Raw genomic sequence first — 21,849 nt, 5'->3', positions numbered from 1 at the left:
CAGAACGACCAGCAGACTTCAAAAACCAACTACTGGCCGACTTTTCACTATTTATTAGCCTGATTTGCAGGCAGAAAAACCTTGACTTCCGGGTGCATGGTGTACAACCGAAAGTTGCTCCCATCCGGTACTACGATTCCGCTGGAGGTATTGTCGCCCACAATCGGATTGTTCGCGTATTTCTTCCAGTGAATCAGATCGCTGGAAACCGCAATATTGGTCGACCACTCGCGCCAGTCCTTAAACGCCGATGCGTGGTAATACATGTAATACCGCCCTTTGTGCCGGATGATCTGGTTGGCCGCCACCGCAAACTGGTCGTATTTTTCAGGACCACATTTCAAAACCGGCTCGTCCTGCACGTTCGTCCAGGTTTTAAGGTCTTTGGAAGTAGCCAGCCAGACGGCGGCATCGTTCCGCTCGTAAAACAGATACCACGTATTGCCCTCTTTCCAGATCGCCGGCGTACCGTACGGCCCTTTACTGAGCGGTTTTCCATCCACGTAGTGAATGGCAATGGGGCCCTGCTCCTGCCAGTTGAGACGGTCGGTCGACGTTAGCAAATGCGCAATATCGTCTTTGCCTTCCGCAAACATGTAGTAGGTTTTGCCGACTTTCAGGATCGACATATCTTCTACCCAATTGGCTTTGTGAATCGGATTTTGCTCGTACCGCTTCCAGTTTAAGCCGTCCGAAGAGGTTGCGTAGCCGAGGTATTTTGTCTTGTCTGCCCCATTCTGATACCCCGTATACCACATATACCAGGCCCTTCCTTCTTTCAGGATAAATCCCCGTTCCCGAATTTTCTGATCCCAGGTGGCCGCGCCGGTTCCGGCAAAAACCGGATTAGTTGGGTATGGCTTGAACTGAACGAGCTCAACCGGAAACTCGGGATCAGGAACGTTTTTTTCGGAAACAGTTCCGGCAAAGAAAAAGGGGATACTCAGAAGGGTTAGGAGTGCTTTTTTCACAGATTTTTAGGGTTAGGTTTTTGATCTACGGTTTATATCCGCGACAATGCTATTCAAGGCAGCAAAGCCCGAACAGCCGTACTATGCATTCATTTTCAAATACAATTCTTCTACTTTCTGGCGCGCCCAGGGCGTTTTTCGCAGGAAGGTCAGGCTGGATTTGATGCTCGGATCGAACGTAAAACAGCGGATGGGAATGCGCTGCCCGAGCCGCTCCCAGCCGTACCGGTCGACCAGTTCTGTCAGGATGTTTTCGAGCGTTTTTCCGTGCAGCGGATTATTGGGCTGGGGGGCATTCATCATCAATAAATTTAATTACGGGTATAGCTCAGGGTAATGACACACCTGTCGCGGCCTTTCTTTTAATTCTTTTTTTATTCCTTACTTATTAGCGGTACCTTACATGCTAACCATACTCCTTACCATCATGGCCCAGCAGAAAGCTCCAACAAAAGGAAGCACGAAAAAAGAGGCAGCGAAGACGCTGAAAGAAAAACGGGCCGACAAGCAGGCCAAACGCGACAACAAAAAAGACTATTGATTTAGACGATTAACAGTCCGTTCTGCCGCAGATTCCGCCAGACCGCCGACTGCATAAATGCCCCGAAACTTCCCAATCCAGCACCTTCAAAGTCCGCTTTGAAGGTGCCCAGGGAATAGGGTTCGTGCTTCCCGATAATCAATTTAGGCATCATTTCTCCCAGCCACTCGCCCATGGGTACGCTTGTTTCCAGCGCCCATTCGCTCTTCTTCGAATAAAAAATCAATTCAGTCACTTCACTTACTTTCTTCCCTTTCCGGACCTCAAGCACCGAAACCGTTGGCAAACTTCCCAGCCAGATTACTACGGCATTGGGCCGAAATTCCTGATCGGGCACCTGCCGGATGCTTTTCTCGATGTAATTCGGTGGAATGGTCGTCGGTGGCGTCCGAAAATCGAACCAGCTTTTGAGCGAAAATTCGAAACCAACGCCGTGCATGTAATTGAACAGCGACTTCCGCAGCCCTTCCGCAAACAGGCCGTGGTCGCAACCCAAGGGGTCATCGTGATCCAGGTCATTGTCGGCAAACAAACCGGTTTCGGGGCCAATCCGCATCACATCAAACCCCGCCGGATGCAGTCCAACTGGGCTGTGGGCCGTCATCGCAAAACGGTGCCAGAATCCCGATTGCACCACCCCGGTTTCGAACAGTTGCCGCACCATTTCCAGCGAATCGATGGTTTCCTGGGCCGTCTGCGTCGGAAAACCGTACATCAGATACGCATGCACCATGATACCGGCCTGCGTAAAACCGTCGGCCACACGGGCCACCTGCGCCACCGTCACTCCTTTCTTCATGCGCTCCAGCAACCGATCCGAAGCCACCTCCAGCCCACCCGAAACCGCAATGCAACCCGAGGCTTTCAGCAACTGGCAGAGATCGGGCGTAAAGTTTTTTTCAAACCGGATGTTGGTCCACCAGGTCACTGTCAGCTTCCGGCGAATGATCTCCAGCGCCAGGTCACGCATCAGGGCGGGCGGGGCCGCTTCATCCACAAAATGAAAACCGTTCTGGCCGGTCTGCTCAATAATTTCCTCGATGCGATCACAGAGCAAGGCCGCTGTCAGCGGTTCATACCGCTTGATGTAATCGAGCGTAATATCGCAAAACGAGCACTTGCCCCAGTAACAGCCGTGCGCCAGCGTCAGCTTGTTCCATCGACCTTCGCTCCAGAGCCGGTGCATCGGATTAACCAGCTCAATGACAGACAGGTATTCGTCCAGTCGCAAATCCCGGTAATCCGGCGTGCCGGTATCACGCTGGGCTACGTCCCGCTCCCGATTCTGGTTGTGGTACGTCACTACTCCATCAATACGGGCATAAACCCGTTTCAGGCCATCGCGACCGCGCTTTCCGGCCAAAAAATCCAGCAACGACAGCAGGGGCGCTTCGCCATCGTCCAGACAGATGTAATCAACGTAATCAAAAACCCGTGGTTCTTGCAGCGAGCGGAGTTCGGTATTGGCGTAGCCGCCCCCCATCACCACGGCAATATTGGGGTGGTGTTTTTTGAGGTACTGTCCACACTTCAGTGCACCGTACAGATTGCCCGGAAACGGCACCGTCAGACAGACCACAGCCGGTTTCCACTGCTGAAGCCGTCGTTCGAGCTCGTTTAGCAGGCTTCGTGCAATCAGGGTATCGGGTGCCTGCAGAGCCGTGTTCAGTTCGTCAAATTGCGTAGCCGAGCGCCCCAGCCGTTCGGCGTAGCGGCTGAATCCAAAGTGCGGATCAACCGCTTCGGTAATCAGGTCACTCAGGTCTTCGAGGTACAATGTCGCCAGGTGTCGGGCTTTGTCATGAATTCCCATGGTGCCGAACGCCCATTCCAGATCGTCCAACTCGGCAAAACGCCCAGCTTCCGGCAAATAAGAGCGGTCGCAGATGCTGTGAGCCAGTGTCGGATTTTTATTTTGTAAAAAGCGGATGACCGGGTCGATGGTGCTGATGTACTCATCGCGGAGTGAAAAAATCCGGAAACTATTCTCCGACAATTCACTGTCGGAAGCATCCAGTTCGGCAAATAATTCGCGCAGCCCTTTACGGGAAAACAACGCCAGAATAACGTCAATGCCCAGGTCGGCCTGGTGCGAACAAAACCCTTTGGTGTTCAGAAAACCTTTCAGATAAGCCGTGGCCGGATAGGGCGTATTCAGCTGCGTGAAAGGTGGAGTAATAAAAAGAATGGTCGGTTCCAACAATCGCCGGGTCTTTGTTTCCAGCAAAGGTACTTCTTGTTTGTCAGAAATAGCTCTTTTCAGAATTGCGCCCTATTTTAGCGTAACCGTAATCCAATTATGAAAAACCAGCTCCTGCTCTACGCGTTGCTTGGGGCATCAATCGCCCAAAGTCAGCCTAAACCCGTCGCCAGCGACCGGACTCCAACTTTCTATTCAACAACGTATCAGGCACCGGTTTTTACGGATCCGCAACGACTGGAGAAAATCAGGGCGGTTTTACCGGCCGTCGAACAACTGTACCGCGATCACGCCAAGAACAATAACTATCCGGGGCTGGCGTTCGGCGTGGTGGTAGACGGGCAACTGGTCCATTCCGGGGGCTACGGGTATACCAATGTGGCGAAGAAAACTGCCGTCACATCCCAATCCCTGTTTCGCATCGCGTCGATGAGCAAGAGCGTCACGACGATGGCGATTTTGAAGCTGCGCGACGAAGGTAAACTGCGGCTCGACGATCCGGTGCAGCTTTATATTCCGGAGTTTAAAAAGCAGCCCTATCTGACGTCGGATTCTCCGCTCATTACCGTTCGTCACCTGATGACGCATTCGGCGGGTTTTCCCGAAGACAACCCCTGGGGTGACCGGCAACTCGACGACAGCCCCGCCGACCTGACCCAACTCATCGCGGGCGGTATTTCGCTGTCCAACGTACCAGGCGTTACCTACGAATACAGCAACCTGGCGTTTGCCATGCTCGGCGCCATTATTACTAAAGTCTCCGGCAAACCGTACCAGCAATACATCGACGCAGCCATTTTCAAACCGCTGGGGATGACGCATACCGTTTGGGAATACACCAAAGTTCCGGCGGACCTGCTGGCCCACGGTTATCGATTCCTGGACAATGAGTGGGTAGAAGAACCGCTTCTGCACGACGGTTCGCACGGTGCCATGGGTGGTATCCTGACGTCCATTGAAGATTTCAGCAAATACATGGCTTTTCACCAGGCGGCCTGGCCCCCCCGCAGCAACGCGGAAACTGGCCGTAGCGACGGACCGCCCATCAAGCGCAGTTCGGTGCGGGAAATGCAGCAGCCGTGGACCTTTCAAAGTCTGGTGGGCAACTTCAAATACCCCAATGGCCGCGCCTGTGCGATGGTGGGCGGCTACGGCTACGGATTGCGCTGGAGCCGCGATTGCGAAGGGCGCGTGTATACCGGTCACACGGGTGGTTTGCCCGGTTTTGGCAGTCAGTGGTGGATCATGCCCGAATACGGCATTGGCGTGGTTGCGTACGGTAACCTAACCTACGCGGGCATGACTCCGGTCAACTGGGCCGTACTGGATACCTTGGTTACCACCGCCGGATTGAAACCACGGGCCCTACCGATTTCCCCGATTCTGGCGCAACGCAAAAGCGAGCTGGTTCAACTCCTCCCCGACTGGAAGCAGGAAACTGCTATTTTTGCGGAAAACTTTTTTCCGGATCAATCACTCGGGCACCGGCGAAAAAACCTGCAAGCGTTGTACGCCAAAGCCGGAAAAATCATTCGCATTGGCGAATTACGGCCCGACAATCAATTGCGGGGTCGTTTTCTGATCGAAGGAGAAAACACCAGCATTGAGGTATTTTTTACGCTGACGCCCGAAAATCCGGGCCTGATTCAGCAACTGGACTTTAAGGAAGTTCGCCGGTAAAGCCGCGAAACAGTTTCCGGCATTTTATCCTCACATTCTCTAGCATGGAGCCAATTTTATGAATACAGCGGATCGAACACCGCCCAGCTTTCTGACCGGTGGCGGAGAGGTCGGCCAACTCATGCGGGCTTGTGACTGGTCGAACACCGCGCTTGGTCCTGCCGAACAATGGCCCCAGAGCTTAAAAACCGCCGTCAGCATCGTTCTGCGCTCCAGCTATCCCATGTTCATCTGGTGGGGACCTGACTTGATCAACATCCACAACGATGCCTACGTACCGTTGATGGGCAATAAGCATCCGGCTTTTCTGGGGAAGCCAGCCAACGAACTCTGGTCCGAAATCTGGGAATCGACTCTTCTTCCCATGAAAACCCGGGTCTTCAACCAGCAGGAATCCATTTACGGCCAGGATTTAATGTTGCTGCTGGAACGAAAAGAGTTTGCGGAAGAAGGCTACTTCAATTTTTCCTACAGCCCCATCATTGACGAAAGCGGTCAGGTGGGCGGTTTGTTCTGCGCCTGCCACGAAGACACGGATAAGGTGTTGCTCCAACGCCGGCTACAGACGCTCAATGAACTGAACAGCGCGATTGCACCGGTTAAAAAAAAGCCGCAAATCGGTCAGGTTGCCATCAACATATTGGGGGCAAATTTTAAGGACATTCCTTTTTCGGCGTTTTACCTCGTTGACCCGGATGAATCAACCCTTCGGCTGATCAATCATTCGGGGATTGTAGCGGGCGACAGGCCCTTTCCCCAAACCGTTTCCTTGTCTGCGGCTGGGCCGGATGATTTCTGGTTGGTACAAACCGTGAGCCAAACCCGTCAACCGGCGGTGGTACCGGATGTTTCTCAAAAAATAGCCAGACTTACCCAATCGCTGAGCCACCAGCTTCCCACTCGTGCCCTGGTCCTTCCCGTTCAGAAATCCGGAGTCGACAAACTGGTCGGCATTCTGGTCGCTGGACTCAGCCCCCACCGGGAATTTGACACCGAATACCGTCACTTTCTGGAAGTAGCGAGCAGCCAGATTGCGGCAGCCATTGGAAACCTTGAGGCCCACGAAAACGAATTCCATCGCGCCAAACTCCTGGCCGAGATTGATCAGCAGGCTCAAGTCTCGATTGCCGAAAACCGCGCCAGGGCCGAAGCGCATGTTCGCAGTATCATTGATCAGGCGCCCGTCGGCATTGCGGTTCTACAGGGCGAGGAGTTCGTGTTTGAAGCCGTCAACGATAACTACCTCATGCTGATTGGCAAAACGCCCCAGGCCGCCGTTGGCAGGTCTATTTTTGACGTCTTACCAGAACTCCGAAATCAGGGAATTTTTGAGCTGCTGACCCGGGTCGTTCAAACCGGAAAGCCTTTCGTCGGCAATGAGTTTCCGGTTACACTTAACCGGTACGGCAGGGACGAAACTGTTTATTTTAACTTTATTTACCAACCTCTTCGGGAATCCAATCAGGCGGTGAGCGGAGTGATTGTGGTAGCCAACGACATCACCGAGCTTGTGAAGTCCAAGCACGCCATTCAGGAAAGCGAGCGACAATTCAGAAATCTGGTCATGAAGTCGCCAATCGCCATGACGATTTTCCGGGGGCCAGAATACATCATTGAAATTGCCAACGAGACGCTGCTGCGCAACATCTGGCGTAGATCCATCGACGAGGTGCAGGGCCGAAAGCTGCTGGAGGTTTTTCCGGAATTAAATAATCAGCAATACCCCCGCTTGCTGGAGGGCGTGCTCAAAACCGGAATCGCTTACCGGGAAAAGGAAGCCATTGCCCAAGTCAATACCCGATTTGGGATGAGTACATATTACCTGGATTTTGAGTACGCTCCTTTATTTGAAACGGATAACAGCGTTTCGGGCATCATGGTTACCGTTAGTGATGTCACCGAAAAGGTGGAAGCCCGCATGGCGATTAAAGAAGCTGAACTGCAATCCCGCATGGCCATTGAAGCCGCCGAAATGGGTACGTATGACTGGGATATGGAAAAAAAAGCCTTTCAGCATTCTGAACGGCTCGCCACTATTTTTGGATTCCCGGCTGGCCAGCGTTACCAACACCAGGACTTTGGCGATGCAATATCCCCTGACTACCAACCCATCCGGGCCAGGGCGCACCAGGAAGCCTTTAAAACCGGTCGCCTGATGTACGAGGCTCGCCTGGCCCGAACTGATCATGCCGTGCAATGGGTGCGAGTAGTGGGACGGGTTGTATTTGATCAGTCACAAAAACCGATCCGTTTGCTGGGAGCGGCCATGGACATTACCCAACAAATGGAGGCCCGAAAAAACCTGGAGGAAATTGCGGAAGATCTCGACAAGCGTGTGCAACAACGAACGCTGGAACTTCAAAATACCAACCAGGAACTCATGCGCACCAACCATGAGCTGGAGCAATTTGCGTATATCGCCAGTCATGATTTGCAGGAACCGCTCCGTAAAATCCAAACCTTTGCCGAACTACTGCAGGACAGCATCCAACATGATGTAACCACGGAGCCTCTTCTGCAAAAAATCGCTTCATCCGCCCAACGCATGTCCACCCTGATTCGGGACGTATTGAATTATTCAAGGCTTTCCAAAACAGACGAACTGTTTGTCAACACCGACCTCAACCAGATTCTGAATAATGTCAAAACTGATTTTGAACTGCTGATCGAACAAAAAGAGGCCGTGATTTCCCAAACTGACCTGCCGGTTATCAACGCCATTCCGCTCCAGCTCAATCAACTATTTTACAACCTGATCGGCAACTCACTCAAGTTTTCCGAGCAAAATCCCCACATTCAGATTTCTGCCGAATTTCTCGATCCGGAAAGGGTGCGAACAATCCCTCAGCTGTTGCCATCCCAGAAATACCTGAAGCTTCGTTTTAAAGACAACGGTATCGGATTTGAGCAGCATTATGCCGAACAGATTTTTACCATTTTTCACCGCTTAAACGGACGGAAATCGTACAGTGGAACCGGTATTGGGCTGGCATTATGTAAAAAGATTGTTGAAAACCACCAAGGTGTGATTTTGGCCGAAAGTGTTCCCAATCAAGGTGCTTCTTTCACCATTTATCTGCCGGTGTAGTTACTTGTCAAATGTCCATGCCTGTGTTCACCAAAACGCGCACCCTGCTGCTTCTGGCTGTTTTTTTTCTGCTTGCTCTGAACCTACTGGCGCAAAACCGTCCTTCTTTTAAGGTCATTGCTTTTTATACCGGCCAAAACGATAGAGCCCACATCAGTTACGTGCACGAGGCCAATCGGTGGTTCCCGAAAATAGCCGCTCAATACAATTTTACGTATGATTCTACTTCAAACTGGGCCAACCTGAATGCCGATTTCCTGGCTCAGTATCAGGTTGTGGTTTTTCTGGATACACGCCCTGAAGCACCGGAACAGCGGGCAGCTTTTCAGCAGTACATGGAAAATGGCGGGGCCTGGATGGGGTTTCACTTTGCGGCTTTCGCTCTCACGCCTTCGGCTTACCCTGAGAACTGGGATTGGTACCACCATAAATTCATCGGGTCCGGTTCGTATCATAGCAATACCTGGCGGCCCACTTCGGCCGTCCTGCGGGTGGAAGACCGTAAGCATCCGGCCACCCGAAACTTGCCCGCCACATTTCAATCGTCACCCAATGAATGGTACCGCTGGACCAATGATTTGACGGCCAATCCGAACATCAAAATCCTCCTGTCAATTGACCCGGCCAGCTTTCCACTCGGTACGGGCCCCAAACCCCACGAAATCTGGCACAGCGGTTATTACCCCGTTGTCTGGACGAATAAAAAGTACAACATGCTCTACATTAACATGGGGCACAACGACATCGATTACGAGAATAAAACCAATAAAGAGCTTTCATTTACGTTCGAAAACCGTATTCAAAATCAACTCATTATCGACGGTTTATTGTGGCTGGGGAACAGAAAAGGCAGCCGTGCTTCGAAGTAACCAGGAGTTTTAAACTACTTCTCAAACCTGACAGGTCTGAGCGACCTGTCAGGTTTCTAACGCACTTGTCAGACCAGCTGTACAGTTGCCAGTTGCTGGTTGATGAAAGCCGTTTCCTCCGCCGTCAACTGTACGTCGATGGCCCGGGCGTTTTGAACAGCCTGTTCGGCGTTGCGAGCGCCCACGAGTGCGGCCGTTATGGCCGGCTGGTCGATCGTCCAGCGGATTACCAACTGGCTAAGGGTGATTTGTTTTTGCTCCGCCACCGGTTTTATTTTTTCCAGGAAGGCCCACACCCGGTCGATATTACCGTCTTTAAACGACTTATAATTAACCCGGTGATCCCCTTCCGCAAACTGATGGCCCGGCTTTATTTTGCCCGCCAGCAAGCCCCGTTCCAGTGGGCTGTACGCCAGAATTGACTTGTGATTTTCGAGGCAATAGGGCACCAATTCCGCTTCGATGTCGCGCTTCACCATACTGTACGACACCTGATTCGAAGCCAGTTTCAGCGTTTGTTCAGCCTCTTTCATTTGCTCCAGGCTGTAATTCGAAACTCCGGCGGCCCGTACTTTTCCCTGCTCAATCAGCCGGCTCACGGCCTCCATCGTCTCCGCAATCGGCGTTGTTACGTCCGGCCAGTGAATCTGGAGCAAATCAATATAATCCGTTCCCAACCGTTTGAGGCTATCTTCGCATTCTTTGATAACGCTCTCCTTTCCTGCGTACTTATAAACATCGATGGGGTTTCCGTCATTATTCTGGGTATGAAACGCCAGCGTACCTTTCGCCAAATCCCAGCGCATTCCGTATTTGGTCAGAATCTGCACCTTGTCGCGCGCAATACCCTTAATGGCCTCGCCGACAATCTCTTCGCTCGTTCCCTGACCGTATACCGGAGCCGTATCAATGGAGGTGACGCCCAGGTCGTAGGAGGCCCGAATGGCTTCCACGGCATCTTTGCGCTCCGTTCCACCCCACATCCAGCCACCAGCGGCCCAGGCTCCGAACGTAATCGCCGAAACCGTAACATCCGTCTCCCCTAATTTTCGATAGTCCATTCCGTCAATCTATTTATAATACGTAATCAACTCTTTTCGGTCGGCCTCTGATGCTGTACTTTCTACTCCCTTCAGGTTTTCACGACAAATCGCTGTGTGCGGCTATCCGCCCAGTTCACGCGCCGGTCGGCTTCGGCCAGGTCAATGAATTCGTATTCCTGCAATAGTTGCTGCAATTTTCCCCAACAGCCCGCCAGCCCGTAATACGATTTGAATTGGCGTGTCCGACTCAGACCGGGCACCATTGGTTGTTGTGGATCGAAATCGCGGGGGTGAAAATACGTCATCACGTAGGGCGACTGGCGCATAAAATACCGCAAAACCGATAACGGAAACAGGCGAAAATACCCCCCCCCGGAAAAGATGAGGTCTTTGCCCAGCACCCCAACGGTATTGATTGGAAATTCTTTCAACAAGGCACCGTTCACGTCGATGTAACACGGTTGGGCAATGCCAAACGACGAATCGCCCCCGTGGGCCCGGCGGGCCGGAAACATCGAACAGTCGATCTCGACCCCCAACTCCAGCAACAGCGGAAACACCCAGCGGTTTTGTTCTTTGACCGAAAATCCGGGCGCGCGGTACGACCGCACCTTTTTTCCGGTAACATCCTGCAACGACTTGATGGACCGTTCCAGATCCGCGCGGTATTCCGCCGGTGACTGCTCATACACCAGTTGATGCAGGTCGGAGTGCGTTCCGACCTCATACCCAGCCTCGTCAATCCGGCGAATCACGTCCGGATATTTGCGGGCCACCCAACCCAGGCAGAAAAACGTGGCCCGGGTATTGGTATCGTCCAGCAGCCGGAAAATCCGGTCCATGTTGTGATGAATCCGGGATTCGAACTTTCCCCAATCCTGTTCGTTTCGGGTGGAGGGATTGTCAAGCAGGTGAAACCACTCTTCAATATCAAATGTCAGAATATTCATTAATAAAAGCGCTTTCCGGCGGCTAGAAATGCTTTTACATCCTCGCGCGTGGGAAATGAGTAATACGTCATCTGCGATGCATCATTTTCAATCAGTTTGTAATTACCTTCGTGGATTTTCTCGATGGATTCAATGATGCAATCCATCCCGATCTGCTTGGTGTATTCAATCAGTTCGGCCTGGGAGCGGTTGCCAATTTCCACTTTTTTCTGCACCAGAATCGGGCCACTATCGATGCCTTCATCCACAAAAAATACCGATACCCCCGTATATTTCTCATTGTAGCGCATTACCCAGAAGGAAGGCATTAAGCCGCGGTATTTTGGCAATAATGCCGTATGCAGATTAATGCACCCCTGCGGAGCCAGATCCAGCAACGGACGCTTGAAAATCTGATTGCCGAGGATGGAGATTAGCAAATCAGGTTTGTAGGAACGAATTTTCTCCAAACTATCCGGCTTATTGATGTTGTTTTCCAGCTGAATCAGTGGAATCTGGTACTTATCCAGTACGTATTTCACACTGTTTTCTTTGCTCATTTTAGAGGTTACGAACTTCAGTCCGTAACGCATGAAAAAGGGCAAACCGAATATGTCGTACGTCTTCTTGGCCTTCTCGGTCATCGTTTCTTTCTTACCGAACGGCGACACGTCGGCCACTACAGTTCCGACCACTTTGGCGTAGGGCGGCATCTTTTTTAGCAAATAATCCAGATTTTTTGCCAGATAAAAAGGCTCGTCCTGCGTAATAAAGATAATTCTCATGTTGATTGTGCTTACGGGCCAATATTACTAAATTTTACGGTATTCGAATGACAGTTTATCGTTTTCCGATTGCGCAACGGAATCTACGAATCCAAAACCGGACTCCGCCCCTGCAATCCGCCGGTATGAATGGCCACCACATCGGCATCCGGTCCAAAAAAACCGTTTCGGGCCAGGTCATAAATTCCGTAAAGCATTTTGCCGGTATAAACCTGTTCCAGACGAACGCCCGTTCGATGCTCAAAAGCACGGATGAAGGCCAGCAAGTCGGGAGAGGTTTTGGCATAACCGCCAAAATGATAGTCGGTGACAACCAGGCTTCCCGTCGGATGCTCCGAACCATAGCCTTTTAAGGCCGAGAAGCCTAAAACGTTTACCCCAGCAGGAACTGAGCGTATCAACCCCGCCAGGGTTCCCCCTGTTCCAACCGGACAACAGACGTAATCGGGCGGGCGCTCGGCCTGACGCAGTAGTTCGGGAATAATTTCGGCCGTTCCCCACACTGCCAGTTCGTTGGTGCCCCCTTCCGGGAGTTCGTAAAAATCCCCAAACTGCTGCCGGAGATCAGATTGAAAGGCAGGATCGGCGGTATGGCGGTATTGGTGGCGTGTAATAAAGTGAAGCCGCATACCCTGCTCCCGGGCAAAAGCCAGTGTGGGCGAATCACGCTGGCGGTGATCTTCACCCCGGATAATGCCGACGGTGGCAAACCTACACTCGCGCCCGGCCGCGGCAACGGCGTAAATATGGTTGGAGTAAGCCCCACCGTAGGTCAGCAGGGTGTGATAGCCCAGCCGCCGGGCCTCGGCCAGATTGTAGGTGAGTTTACGCCATTTATTGCCGGAAACTAACGGATGCAACTCGTCATCCCGCTTCAGAAACAACCGAATGGGAACCGGTTCCGGAAAAGGATCGGGCAGGAATTGCAGGCGGGATGGCCCCGTGTTACGAAGTAAACCCTCCAAAATAAACCTACTCGTCGGCCTGTTTCTGGGCTAAAACCGATCCGTTATAGCCGTTATAGCCTTTAATGGTGTAGCGCAATCGCAAGGTGTTTTCGTACACTTCCCCTTCGCCCGTGATCGTGTATTGATCGCCCAGGTAATTAACAAAAGGCTGCTCGTAAATGATCAGTTTATTGCCCGAAACCGTAGCCTCCAGTGGATTTTTGATGAGGTTAGCCAGGTTTTCGACGGTAACCCGATTGGTCTGGTTCTCCTTTTTCTTCAACGTCAACAAATAATTCTGCGCCTGGTTAGCCTCTTTAACGGTATAGACTCCGTCGACGATCAGTGGTTTCGGCAACACTCGTTCGGGTTCACAGCTGCACAGAATGGCTAGTAGGATGGGCAAAGCCAGGATCAAAGTTCTCCCTGGCCACATGTTAAATGGGACAGAATGGTTCATTGTTTTCAGGTTGTGGAGCGCAATGGTCCTTACGCACTTACAAAAGTAAAAAGGATAGCGGATATTTTAACAAAAACCAGCGACCGTTCGCTAAAACGTGTGATTCTTGGTATTTTTGTAAGATGTTACCAGCTGATACCCCCGGCCAGCCGTATGAAGAGCCAATCCTGACTGATCCGGACGAAGAAGAACTTTACGAACATTACCGAATTGTGGTGGACCCCGGCCAGAATTTGATGCGGCTAGACCGCTTCCTGACCGAGCGCCTGCCCAATGCGACCCGCACGAAAATTCAGAACGCCATCGACACGGAATCTGTCAAAGTCAACGGCAACGTGATCAAGGCGAGTTATAAAATTAAACCCCGGGATCTGGTCACGGTTTCGCTACCGCATCCTCCCCGCGAAACCGATCTCCTGCCGGAAAACATTCCGCTCACCATTGTTTACGAAGATGATGAATTGCTGGTGCTGAACAAACCGGCCGGTATGGTGGTCCACCCCGCCTACAGCAACTGGAACGGTACCCTCGTCAATGCGCTCGTCTACCACTTTCAAAACCTGCCTACTTCGCGCAACGGGGCCATTCGGCCCGGTTTGGTTCATCGGATCGACAAAGATACGTCCGGTCTGATGGTGATTGCCAAAACGGAATTTGCAATGACGCACCTGGCGCGGCAGTTTTTCGAACATACCATTGAGCGAACCTACCACGCGCTGGTCTGGGGAGAACCCAAAGAATCGGAAGGAACCATCCGGGGCCACATTGGTCGTAGCCCCCGCGACCGTAAAGTGCAGGCGGTTTTTCCCGATGGCAGCCAGGGTAAACACGCCGTTACGCACTATAAAGTTCTGAAACCACTGCACTACGTTTCCCTTGTGGAATGCAAGCTGGAAACCGGTCGGACGCACCAGATCCGGGCCCATATGCAATACTTGGGGCACCCTCTTTTTAACGATGCTACGTATGGCGGGGACCGTATTTTGCGCGGCAATATCAACGGTTCCTACAAATCATTCGTACAAAACTGTTTTGCCCTGATACCCCGGCAAGCCCTGCATGCCAAGTCGCTGGGGTTCGAACATCCGCGCACCCGCCAGTGGCTGCAGTTTGATTCCCAGCTGCCCGACGATTTCCGGTCGGCCCTGGAAAAATGGGAAAAATACCTCGAAAACCGACAATAATAAAAGATACACGGTTTTCTGTCTTCGATAGCTGGCCACGCTATTTCCCCAGTCTAATAAGGTACTGTAAACCGTATATTAAAAACGATAAACCACAGACAAACTATTAAGTACGAATGACGATCCGTAAAGGCACCTCCGCCGATGTTCCGCAGTTGTTTGCGCTGGTTCAGGAACTGGCTTTGTATGAAAAGGCTCCCCACGAGGTTACGAACACACCCGAACAGATGCTGATCGACGGATTTGGCGAAAATCCGCTTTTCAGCGTCCTGGTGGCCGAAGTTAAAAACAAGATCGTGGCAATGTCGTTATACTACTATCGTTATTCGACCTGGAAAGGCAAGCGATTGTACCTCGAAGACATCATCGTGAACGAAGCCCACCGGGGTCAGGGCCTGGGCAAGGCATTGTTTGAAGCCACCATTGCCGAAGCTCACCAATCGAATTGCACAGGAATGATGTGGCAGGTACTGGATTGGAACGAACCCGCCATCAATTTTTATAAGCAGTTCGGTACCCGATTTGATACCGGATGGTGGAATTGCCACCTGGATTTTGACAAATAGCCGTAAATTCGCACCATACCTTAAAAGTGCCGTACCGCATACGCGCCACTTTATTCGCATACAATGCAAATTAACAAGAAAAAAGTCCTGATTATATCAGGTTGGGTACTGCTGGGAATCCTGGTTCTGGGCGGAATTGGCGCCGGAATCGCTTATACGAAACGCGAAGTATTGTTGAAGGAAGGGCTCGAAAAAGCCATCCGAAAAGCCAAGCGAGATTATGATCTGAATATCACTATTGGCAAAGCGCAGTTCACCGGTTTATCGACCGTTGCATTTTCTGATGTCGCGGTTGTTCCCCAGGACCGGGATAGTCTGTTGCGGATTGAAAAAACCGAAGTGGGCGTCAGCATCTGGCCTTTACTTGTTGGACGGGTTGCGGTTTCGTCACTCACGCTGCAAAATGGCCTCGCCCACGTCGTCCGACGCGATAGCACCACCAATGTTGATTTCCTCTCCAAATCACAAAAGAAAGATTCGTCCGTAGCTGCAACGTCTGCGCCGGAAATCAGTTCCCGGCGCATTGATCTGGCCGTGGTAGCCGAAAACCTGGTTGACAACCTGCTGTCCAAAATTCCGGATAATATGGACATCCAGAATCTGGAACTTCGTTTGACGGACGACGACCGGCAAATTCGGTTTTTAACCGAAACCGCTACCATTGACGATGAAGAATTGACGTCGACCATTCGGGTCAACGATGGCGAATCGGTCTGGCACCTGGCCGGAACGGTGGCCGCTGCTGATCAGGAAGCCAATGTAGCGCTGTATGCCGATGGAAAGCCGCTGGAGCTCCCCTACCTCGAACAACGGTTTAAGCTTAAATTACAGGTTGACACCCTGCGGGCCGAACTGCGGGACGTAGCCAGCTCCGGTGGGGAGTTTAAAATTGAAGGCACCGGTGCCGTTCGGAATTTGCGCATTAACCACCCGGCTATTGCTCTGGGCGATGTGGTGGTGAAAAATGCCGCGATGGATGCCAATCTGTTTTTCGGTGAGAATTACATCGGGATCGACAGTTCTTCGACCATTTACCTGGGAAAAGCCAAAGCGCGTCCATTCATCAAGTACACGGTTTCGCCCGTTAAAATCTACGATGTCCAACTGCATACCGATCCGCTCGAAGCCCAGGATGTATTTGATTCGTTTCCTCAGGGACTTTTTGAATCGCTGGAGGGCATGAAGGTATCTGGCAAGCTGAAATACGATGCGGTTTTGCACCTGGACAGCTCGCTTCCGGATTCTGTGGAGTTTTACTCGGGCCTGACGCCCGATCAGTTTAAAATTCTGAAATTTGGAAAGGAAGATTTCAGTCGGGTTAATCAGCCTTTCGAACACGAGGTCTACGAAAAGGATAAACTAGTTCGTAAGTTCATTGTCGGCCCAGCCAATCCGGACTTCACCCCTTTAAACCAGATTTCGCCCAACCTGCGCAATGCCGTTCTAACGGCAGAAGATTACAACTTTTTCACCCACAAGGGTTTTAACGAAAAGGCATTCCGGCTCTCTATTGCGACCAACTTCAAAACGAAGAAATTCAAACGGGGAGCCAGTACCATTTCCATGCAGTTCGTTAAGAATGCCTTTCTGAATCGGAATAAGACGATCTCCCGCAAGGTGGAAGAAATCCTGATTGTCTGGCTAATCGAGAACCAGCGAATTATCAGCAAAGAGCGGATGTACGAGATTTACCTCAACTTTATTGAATGGGGCCGCAACATCTACGGTATTGGCGAAGCATCACGGTATTATTTTGCCAAAAGCCCTTCCAACCTGAGCATTGGAGAAAGCATTCTGCTCTCGTACGTCGTTCCATCCCCTAAAGCAACACTCAGTCGCTTTTATCCGGATGGCTCCGTCAAAACGTACGTGCGGGGTTATTTCAGGCTCATTGGCCGGATTATGGCCTCCCGTGGCCTGACGCCGTATGATACCACCGCCTATGGTTTTTATGGCGTGCGGCTGCGCGAAGGATTACGGCAGGAAGTAGCCCCCGCCGATTCTGTCGAAATCGATTCCCTGATGATACCGGATGAGCAAACCGAGGAAGGAGCGAACGGCATCAATGACTTTTTCCGCCGGGTTTTTGGCCGGGAGCGTACCGAACCGGAAGTAGTGACACCCGTACAGGAAGATAGCCGAAACCAGACCATTCAGCAGGATTCAGTTCCCAAAACACGGCGGCAGTTACGGCGCGAACGGCGCGAACAGCGACGCCGGGAACGCGAACAGCAAGACAATAACTCGTCGTCCTAGCCTGGTCTCAACCCCTTAGGACAGCAAATCCGGTCGCCGTTGCCGGGTCCGTTCCAGGGCTTTTTCAAAACGCCATTCATTAATTTTGGCCTCGTGTCCCGACAGCAAGATGTCGGGCACGGCATGGCCTTCAAAGTCGGCGGGCCGGGTATACACCGGAGGAGCCAACAAGTCGTCCTGAAACGAATCCGTCAGGGCCGATGTTTCATCGTTCAAAACGCCCGGTAACAACCGAATGATGGCATCAGAAATCAGGGCTGCGGGGAGTTCGCCCCCCGACAACACATAATCACCTACGCTGATCTCTTTAGTGACAAAAAGCTCGCGAACCCGCTCGTCAACGCCCTTGTAATGGCCACACAGAATGATGAGGTTCTGAGTCAACGACAGTCGGTTGGCGGTACGTTGTTCAAACCGCTCGCCATCCGGCGTTACGTAAATGACCTCATCGTACTGCCGATCCGCCTGTAGCGCCCGAATACAACGAGCAATAGGCTCAATGGACATCACCATGCCTGCTCCTCCCCCAAACGCATAATCGTCTACCCGGCGGTGTTTATCAAGGGAATACTCCCGCAAATCGTGTACGACGACCTCCACAAAACCGCCCTGCTGCGCACGTTGCAGAATAGAATGGGCAAAAAAGCTGTCCAGCAAGCGGGGCAGACAAGTTAAAATATCAATCCTCATCGAGTGCGTCCTCTTCGTCAGCTTCTTCTTTGCTCTGTTTGTCCCGGGCCGAAGGTTCATTCAGGTAAATATCAACCAGCCCTTCCGGCAGCCGAACATGTAGAATCTTCTTTTCTTTATCCGCCGAAGGAGTCAATTCATCATTCACCGGAATCAGCACTTCCTTACCTTGATAATCCATTGAAATCAGATTCTGCGGAGCCACGTTATAAACCGTTCGAACGGTTCCTAATTCACCCAGTGTCTCGTCGTGCACGCGAAATCCAACAATTTCGTGAAAGTAAAACTGGCCTTCTTCCAGTTCATCCAGGTTGTCGAGGGGCAGATACAGGTCGCAGTTAATGAGCTTTTGGGCTTCCTCAATCGTTTCTACGCCTTCCAGTGCTACAATTCCCCGGTTGCGGTTGATCGAAATCGACTCAATAAAATACGGAACCAAATCACCCTTTACTTCAATCAGAACTGAGTCCATTCCGGAGTACAGTTCAGGCATGTCCACATCCAGAAAGAAAACCAATTCTCCCCGAACCCCGTGCGTTTTGGTAATTTTGCCTAGTTGAAAACAATCGTCTTTAGTCACGATTCTGCCTATTTTTCATCCCGATTGATTAGTCGGGACAGGTCTGTATAAAAGAACAACTGACAAAAATCCATTTCAAGAAACAGATTTCTGTCAGTTGCCCATTCAATTCGTTTAGAAGGATTACTCCTGTGCTGCTTCTTCTTCAGCAGCCGGTGCCTCAGCGGCTTCTTCAGCCGGTGCTTCGGCTACGGGTTCGGCAACTACATTTTTCTTTGCAATGGCCTCAGCACGTGCGTCATTCACTTTCTTCTCAGCTTCCAGACGAGCCTTTTTATCATCGGCTTTCTGTTGTGATTTAACATCGGCAGCGCCTTGCTTACGGCCTTCTTTACCCTGTTTCCAGTCTTCGAATTTAGTATCAGCCTGTTCTTGGGTAATAGCTCCTTTGATGACGCCAACTTGCAGGTGTTTTTTCAACATAACACCTTCATGCGACAAAATCGAACGAGCAGTATCGGTTGGTTGAGCTCCTTTCAACAACCAGTCAACAGCCCGGTCGCTTTTCAGCGAAACCGTTGACGGATCGGTGTTTGGGTTATACGAACCGATTTTTTCAATAAAGCGACCATCCCGTGGTGCTCTGGCATCGGCTATTACGATATCGTAAATAGCCAGTTTTTTGCGTCCCCGACGCGATAAACGGATTTTAACTGCCATTTTATTGGTTTGTTAGTCTTAAAGAAGCGGCTTTCGTTTTGATCGAACTACCGTTCTTCGATTGAATTAGGGGGCAAAGGTACGCATTATTCCTTACAATAACTTCTATTGACGCCAGAATATAGAATCAATTTTTAAGGGCTGTCGTACCCGCTTAAACGAAAAAACCCCGACCGAAGCCGGGGTTTTGTTCAGAAAGAAATCCTTGATTTATCGGGGCTCTCTCGTGTCAAGCCGTTGGCCGGATTGGTACGGCGACCGGAGCATGTTCATTGGAACAATCTTGATTTCGACCCGGCGGTTTCGCTGCAGGTTGTCGCCCGTTGTGTTCGGAGCAATCGGACGGTACTCACCGTAGTATTCAACCGTTACCCGGCTTGGATCCGTCAGACCGGCCCGCGTCAGGTAGCGTTTTGCCGCATCAACCCGACGTCTCGACAGCTGCATGTTGTATCCGTAAGAAGCACGGTAATCGGCGTGTCCTACCAGAATAATACCGCAGTTAGTTTTCACGTTCAGCAGTTCAACTACTTTCTTCATGATATCCTGCGAAGCCGGACGAATTGTCGATTTGTCGGTATCAAATTCGATGTTACTGAACAGCGCTTCGCATTCCGGCGCAAATTTACCACGCAGAATCGAGCTGATGATACTATCCAGGTTCATCGCAACCCCGGCACCTGAAACTACACTACCAGCGGGTGTATTGGCTTCTTTGTCAAACAAGTCGGCAACACCGTCGTTGTCTGAATCGGTATACAGACGCGGATCGACCGGCTTGGGCATGTTGGCTTTCGCAATCGAATCGGCATCGTTCATCGTTGGGTTGTACGGTTCTTTGATTAGATCTTTAGGATCAGCCCAACGCAGGTGGTAGCGGCCTTTGGCCGGATCGTAAACACCATCTTTTCCTACTTTCACGGCCGATTTGCCAATTTTGTAGGTAATTGATAGACCCAGACGAGCCCATTTGTCCAAATTGGAATCACCGCGTCTCCAGCCGTAGACATTGTTCGCTTTTGAGTTGTCAACCCCACCTACCGTCATATCCAGTTTTTCGGTATTGACGTTATACAGCGTTGCATCCAAACCAATGTCCAGACGAGGAGTCAACTCGTAGTGCAGTGCCGTACCAACCGGGAATACGAATTCGCGGGTGTACACCGAACCATCGGCTTCCCAGCGGCCCTGCGTAACAGAGCTGTAATCGCGACGGTCGTTCGAATAGCGAATCATCTGATCGTTGGACAGGTCATAAACCCGCGTGTCGAACCACATCAAACCAGCACCAGCCTGAATATCCCATTTCCAGCGCTTCAGTTTCCGGGTGCCAAACAGCAGCGATTTCATGTTCACATTGGCGTTCAATGTTCCTTGCAGGAAGTTCGAACGGAACCAAGCGTTGTAAAGTGCTTCTTTAGACCCCCGGAGCGAACCAATATTAAATTCGGCTGATGCTCCAAAAAGATGCGTCAATTGTTTGTTGATGGCAATTCCCACAGCACCAGTTGTTTTCTGGCGAGGGCCTCGTTCCGGAAATGCCCGGAAGAAACCGTAATTGTCCAGATCACCAAAGAAACGAGTAAGGGCGGGCGTGACGGTCACAGACCAGGTATTCATTTTGTAGTCGCCTTCGTAAGATCGGTTACGTGTGGATGTCCCGGCGGAGGAGCTGGTGGTGTCAGTTTGAGCATACCCGACAGCCTGCGTTAATAACAAAAGCGTCAGAGAAGCGAAAATGGAAATTTTCTTCATGAGAACTCAGGTTTAATTCATAAGCCTTTTACGTAGAACAATCGCCCAGCCTACCGTACGTTGATAAGCTGTATTAAAAACTACTGATTTCATTATCAGCGGCAACCCCCGCGAAATAAATCTATAAGCCGGATTCTGTTTCCGATCCCGCTGTCGAAACAACGGTTTCAGAATCTTATCATTTATCTCGATTCCGAATCACTTCGAAACTCTATCGATCTACCCGCATTGGCTTCATCCCGAATTACTCCGAAATTACAGGAACGAGTAGCCCCCATTCCAATGCCTATTTGATCTTTCAGCCCATAAGGTTTACCATGCCCCGCCTGTCACCAGCCGGTCGGTAGGCTCTTACCCTACCTTTTCACCCTTACCAAAATGTGTCCGAAGACAAATTTCGGCGGTATATTTTCTGTGGCACTTTCTGTCAAACGACCGTTTCCCGCCGTTTGCCTTCCCGTTAGGAAGTATGGTACTCTATGCTGTCCGGACTTTCCTCCCCGATTCGTTTATACGTCCCGGAGCGATAAGACAATTTATCTCGCGTCGGTTGCCATTCCGTGAATACCGCAAATCTATAAATACTTAGGTTCTTTAAAAACCTGGCATCAAAAAACTGCAAATTTTTCGAGCCTATTGTCTAAA

The 21,849-nt window shown here is 51.1% G+C and carries 19 protein-coding genes and 1 other RNA gene; 7 read left to right on the top strand and 13 right to left on the bottom strand.

Annotated elements, in window-relative coordinates; all coding sequences use genetic code 11:
- Nucleotides 1-47: 47 nt before the first annotated feature.
- Together ACYVH9_RS10975 and ACYVH9_RS10970 are read right to left on the bottom strand one after the other, a co-directional pair.
- On the bottom strand, nucleotides 48-971 hold the full coding sequence (locus ACYVH9_RS10975; RefSeq protein ID WP_460636358.1) for a family 43 glycosylhydrolase: 924 nt from the start codon (nucleotides 969-971) through the stop codon (nucleotides 48-50).
- 81 nt (nucleotides 972-1,052) lie between these two features.
- On the bottom strand, nucleotides 1,053-1,271 hold the full coding sequence (locus tag ACYVH9_RS10970; RefSeq protein WP_460636357.1) for a VF530 family protein: 219 nt from the start codon (nucleotides 1,269-1,271) through the stop codon (nucleotides 1,053-1,055).
- Nucleotides 1,272-1,374: 103 nt separating this feature from the next.
- Here ACYVH9_RS10970 and ACYVH9_RS10965 point away from each other — a divergent pair, with 103 nt between their 5' ends.
- On the top strand, nucleotides 1,375-1,512 hold the full coding sequence (locus ACYVH9_RS10965; RefSeq protein ID WP_460636356.1) for a hypothetical protein: 138 nt from the start codon (nucleotides 1,375-1,377) through the stop codon (nucleotides 1,510-1,512).
- Nucleotide 1,513: 1 nt separating this feature from the next.
- Here the strand turns inward: ACYVH9_RS10965 and ACYVH9_RS10960 are convergent, their stop codons facing one another.
- Nucleotides 1,514-3,712 (bottom strand): B12-binding domain-containing radical SAM protein, encoded by a 2,199-nt coding sequence (locus ACYVH9_RS10960; RefSeq protein ID WP_460636468.1) that lies wholly within the window; start codon nucleotides 3,710-3,712, stop codon nucleotides 1,514-1,516.
- A 99-nt stretch (nucleotides 3,713-3,811) separates the two neighbouring features.
- Between ACYVH9_RS10960 and ACYVH9_RS10955 the strand changes: the two genes are divergently transcribed.
- Genes ACYVH9_RS10955 through ACYVH9_RS10945 form a run of 3 tightly spaced genes read left to right on the top strand, consistent with a single transcriptional unit; the run spans nucleotide 3,812 to nucleotide 9,349 of the window.
- The gene (locus ACYVH9_RS10955) at nucleotides 3,812-5,392 is read left to right on the top strand and encodes a serine hydrolase domain-containing protein (protein ID WP_460636355.1); all 1,581 of its coding nucleotides are present in this window, start codon (nucleotides 3,812-3,814) and stop codon (nucleotides 5,390-5,392) included.
- A 58-nt stretch (nucleotides 5,393-5,450) separates the two neighbouring features.
- Nucleotides 5,451-8,480 carry a PAS domain-containing protein gene (locus ACYVH9_RS10950; protein WP_460636354.1) on the top strand — a complete coding sequence of 1,010 codons (3,030 nt, stop codon included), beginning with the start codon at nucleotides 5,451-5,453 and terminating at the stop codon, nucleotides 8,478-8,480.
- Nucleotides 8,481-8,497: 17 nt separating this feature from the next.
- Entirely contained in the window at nucleotides 8,498-9,349 is an 852-nt protein-coding gene (locus ACYVH9_RS10945; RefSeq protein WP_460636353.1) for a ThuA domain-containing protein, read from the top strand.
- A 68-nt stretch (nucleotides 9,350-9,417) separates the two neighbouring features.
- On the opposite strand, the gene ACYVH9_RS10940 is transcribed toward ACYVH9_RS10945, so the two are convergent.
- From ACYVH9_RS10940 to ACYVH9_RS10920, 5 genes are all read right to left on the bottom strand, one after another.
- Entirely contained in the window at nucleotides 9,418-10,410 is a 993-nt protein-coding gene (locus ACYVH9_RS10940) for an aldo/keto reductase (RefSeq protein ID WP_460636352.1), read from the bottom strand.
- 71 nt (nucleotides 10,411-10,481) lie between these two features.
- On the bottom strand, nucleotides 10,482-11,342 hold the full coding sequence (locus ACYVH9_RS10935; protein ID WP_460636351.1) for a polysaccharide deacetylase family protein: 861 nt from the start codon (nucleotides 11,340-11,342) through the stop codon (nucleotides 10,482-10,484).
- Complete coding sequence (locus ACYVH9_RS10930; RefSeq protein WP_460636350.1) at nucleotides 11,342-12,106, bottom strand: methionyl-tRNA formyltransferase; 765 nt, start codon at nucleotides 12,104-12,106, stop codon at nucleotides 11,342-11,344. Before ACYVH9_RS10930 ends, ACYVH9_RS10935 begins: the two co-directional genes overlap by 1 nt.
- Before the next feature lie 83 nt (nucleotides 12,107-12,189).
- Entirely contained in the window at nucleotides 12,190-13,071 is an 882-nt protein-coding gene (locus tag ACYVH9_RS10925) for a 1-aminocyclopropane-1-carboxylate deaminase/D-cysteine desulfhydrase (protein ID WP_460636349.1), read from the bottom strand.
- A 7-nt stretch (nucleotides 13,072-13,078) separates the two neighbouring features.
- Nucleotides 13,079-13,513: a hypothetical protein gene (locus tag ACYVH9_RS10920; RefSeq protein ID WP_460636348.1), complete on the bottom strand. Its 435-nt coding sequence runs from the start codon at nucleotides 13,511-13,513 to the stop codon at nucleotides 13,079-13,081.
- 122 nt (nucleotides 13,514-13,635) lie between these two features.
- On the opposite strand from ACYVH9_RS10920, the gene ACYVH9_RS10915 reads away from it, so the two are divergent.
- The 3 genes from ACYVH9_RS10915 (at nucleotide 13,636) to ACYVH9_RS10905 (ending at nucleotide 17,519) form a co-directional block, all read left to right on the top strand.
- A complete protein-coding gene (locus ACYVH9_RS10915) occupies nucleotides 13,636-14,697 on the top strand; it encodes an RluA family pseudouridine synthase (protein ID WP_460636347.1) in 1,062 nt (353 codons plus the stop codon).
- Nucleotides 14,698-14,813: 116 nt separating this feature from the next.
- The gene (locus ACYVH9_RS10910; RefSeq protein WP_460636346.1) at nucleotides 14,814-15,263 is read left to right on the top strand and encodes a GNAT family N-acetyltransferase; all 450 of its coding nucleotides are present in this window, start codon (nucleotides 14,814-14,816) and stop codon (nucleotides 15,261-15,263) included.
- Between the two features lie 63 nt (nucleotides 15,264-15,326).
- On the top strand, nucleotides 15,327-17,519 hold the full coding sequence (locus tag ACYVH9_RS10905; protein ID WP_460636345.1) for a transglycosylase domain-containing protein: 2,193 nt from the start codon (nucleotides 15,327-15,329) through the stop codon (nucleotides 17,517-17,519).
- Nucleotides 17,520-17,534: 15 nt separating this feature from the next.
- Here ACYVH9_RS10905 and trmD read toward each other — a convergent pair whose 3' ends face one another.
- The 5 genes from trmD to rnpB form a co-directional block, all read right to left on the bottom strand.
- Nucleotides 17,535-18,209, bottom strand: a complete 675-nt coding sequence (gene trmD, locus ACYVH9_RS10900) for a tRNA (guanosine(37)-N1)-methyltransferase TrmD (RefSeq protein WP_460636344.1) — start codon at nucleotides 18,207-18,209, stop codon at nucleotides 17,535-17,537.
- Complete coding sequence (gene rimM, locus ACYVH9_RS10895) at nucleotides 18,199-18,789, bottom strand: ribosome maturation factor RimM (protein ID WP_460636343.1); 591 nt, start codon at nucleotides 18,787-18,789, stop codon at nucleotides 18,199-18,201. Before rimM ends, trmD begins: the two co-directional genes overlap by 11 nt.
- A 123-nt stretch (nucleotides 18,790-18,912) precedes the next feature.
- The gene (locus ACYVH9_RS10890) at nucleotides 18,913-19,449 is read right to left on the bottom strand and encodes a 30S ribosomal protein S16 (RefSeq protein ID WP_460636342.1); all 537 of its coding nucleotides are present in this window, start codon (nucleotides 19,447-19,449) and stop codon (nucleotides 18,913-18,915) included.
- Nucleotides 19,450-19,659: 210 nt separating this feature from the next.
- The gene (locus tag ACYVH9_RS10885; RefSeq protein ID WP_460636341.1) at nucleotides 19,660-21,204 is read right to left on the bottom strand and encodes an OmpA family protein; all 1,545 of its coding nucleotides are present in this window, start codon (nucleotides 21,202-21,204) and stop codon (nucleotides 19,660-19,662) included.
- Nucleotides 21,205-21,312: 108 nt separating this feature from the next.
- Nucleotides 21,313-21,747, bottom strand: an RNA gene (rnpB, locus tag ACYVH9_RS10880) — RNase P RNA component class A.
- Between the last annotated feature and the right edge of the window lie 102 nt (nucleotides 21,748-21,849).

The sequence above is a fragment of the Larkinella harenae genome, from assembly GCF_054780515.1.
This window is presented reverse-complemented; position numbering and strand designations above follow the sequence as displayed.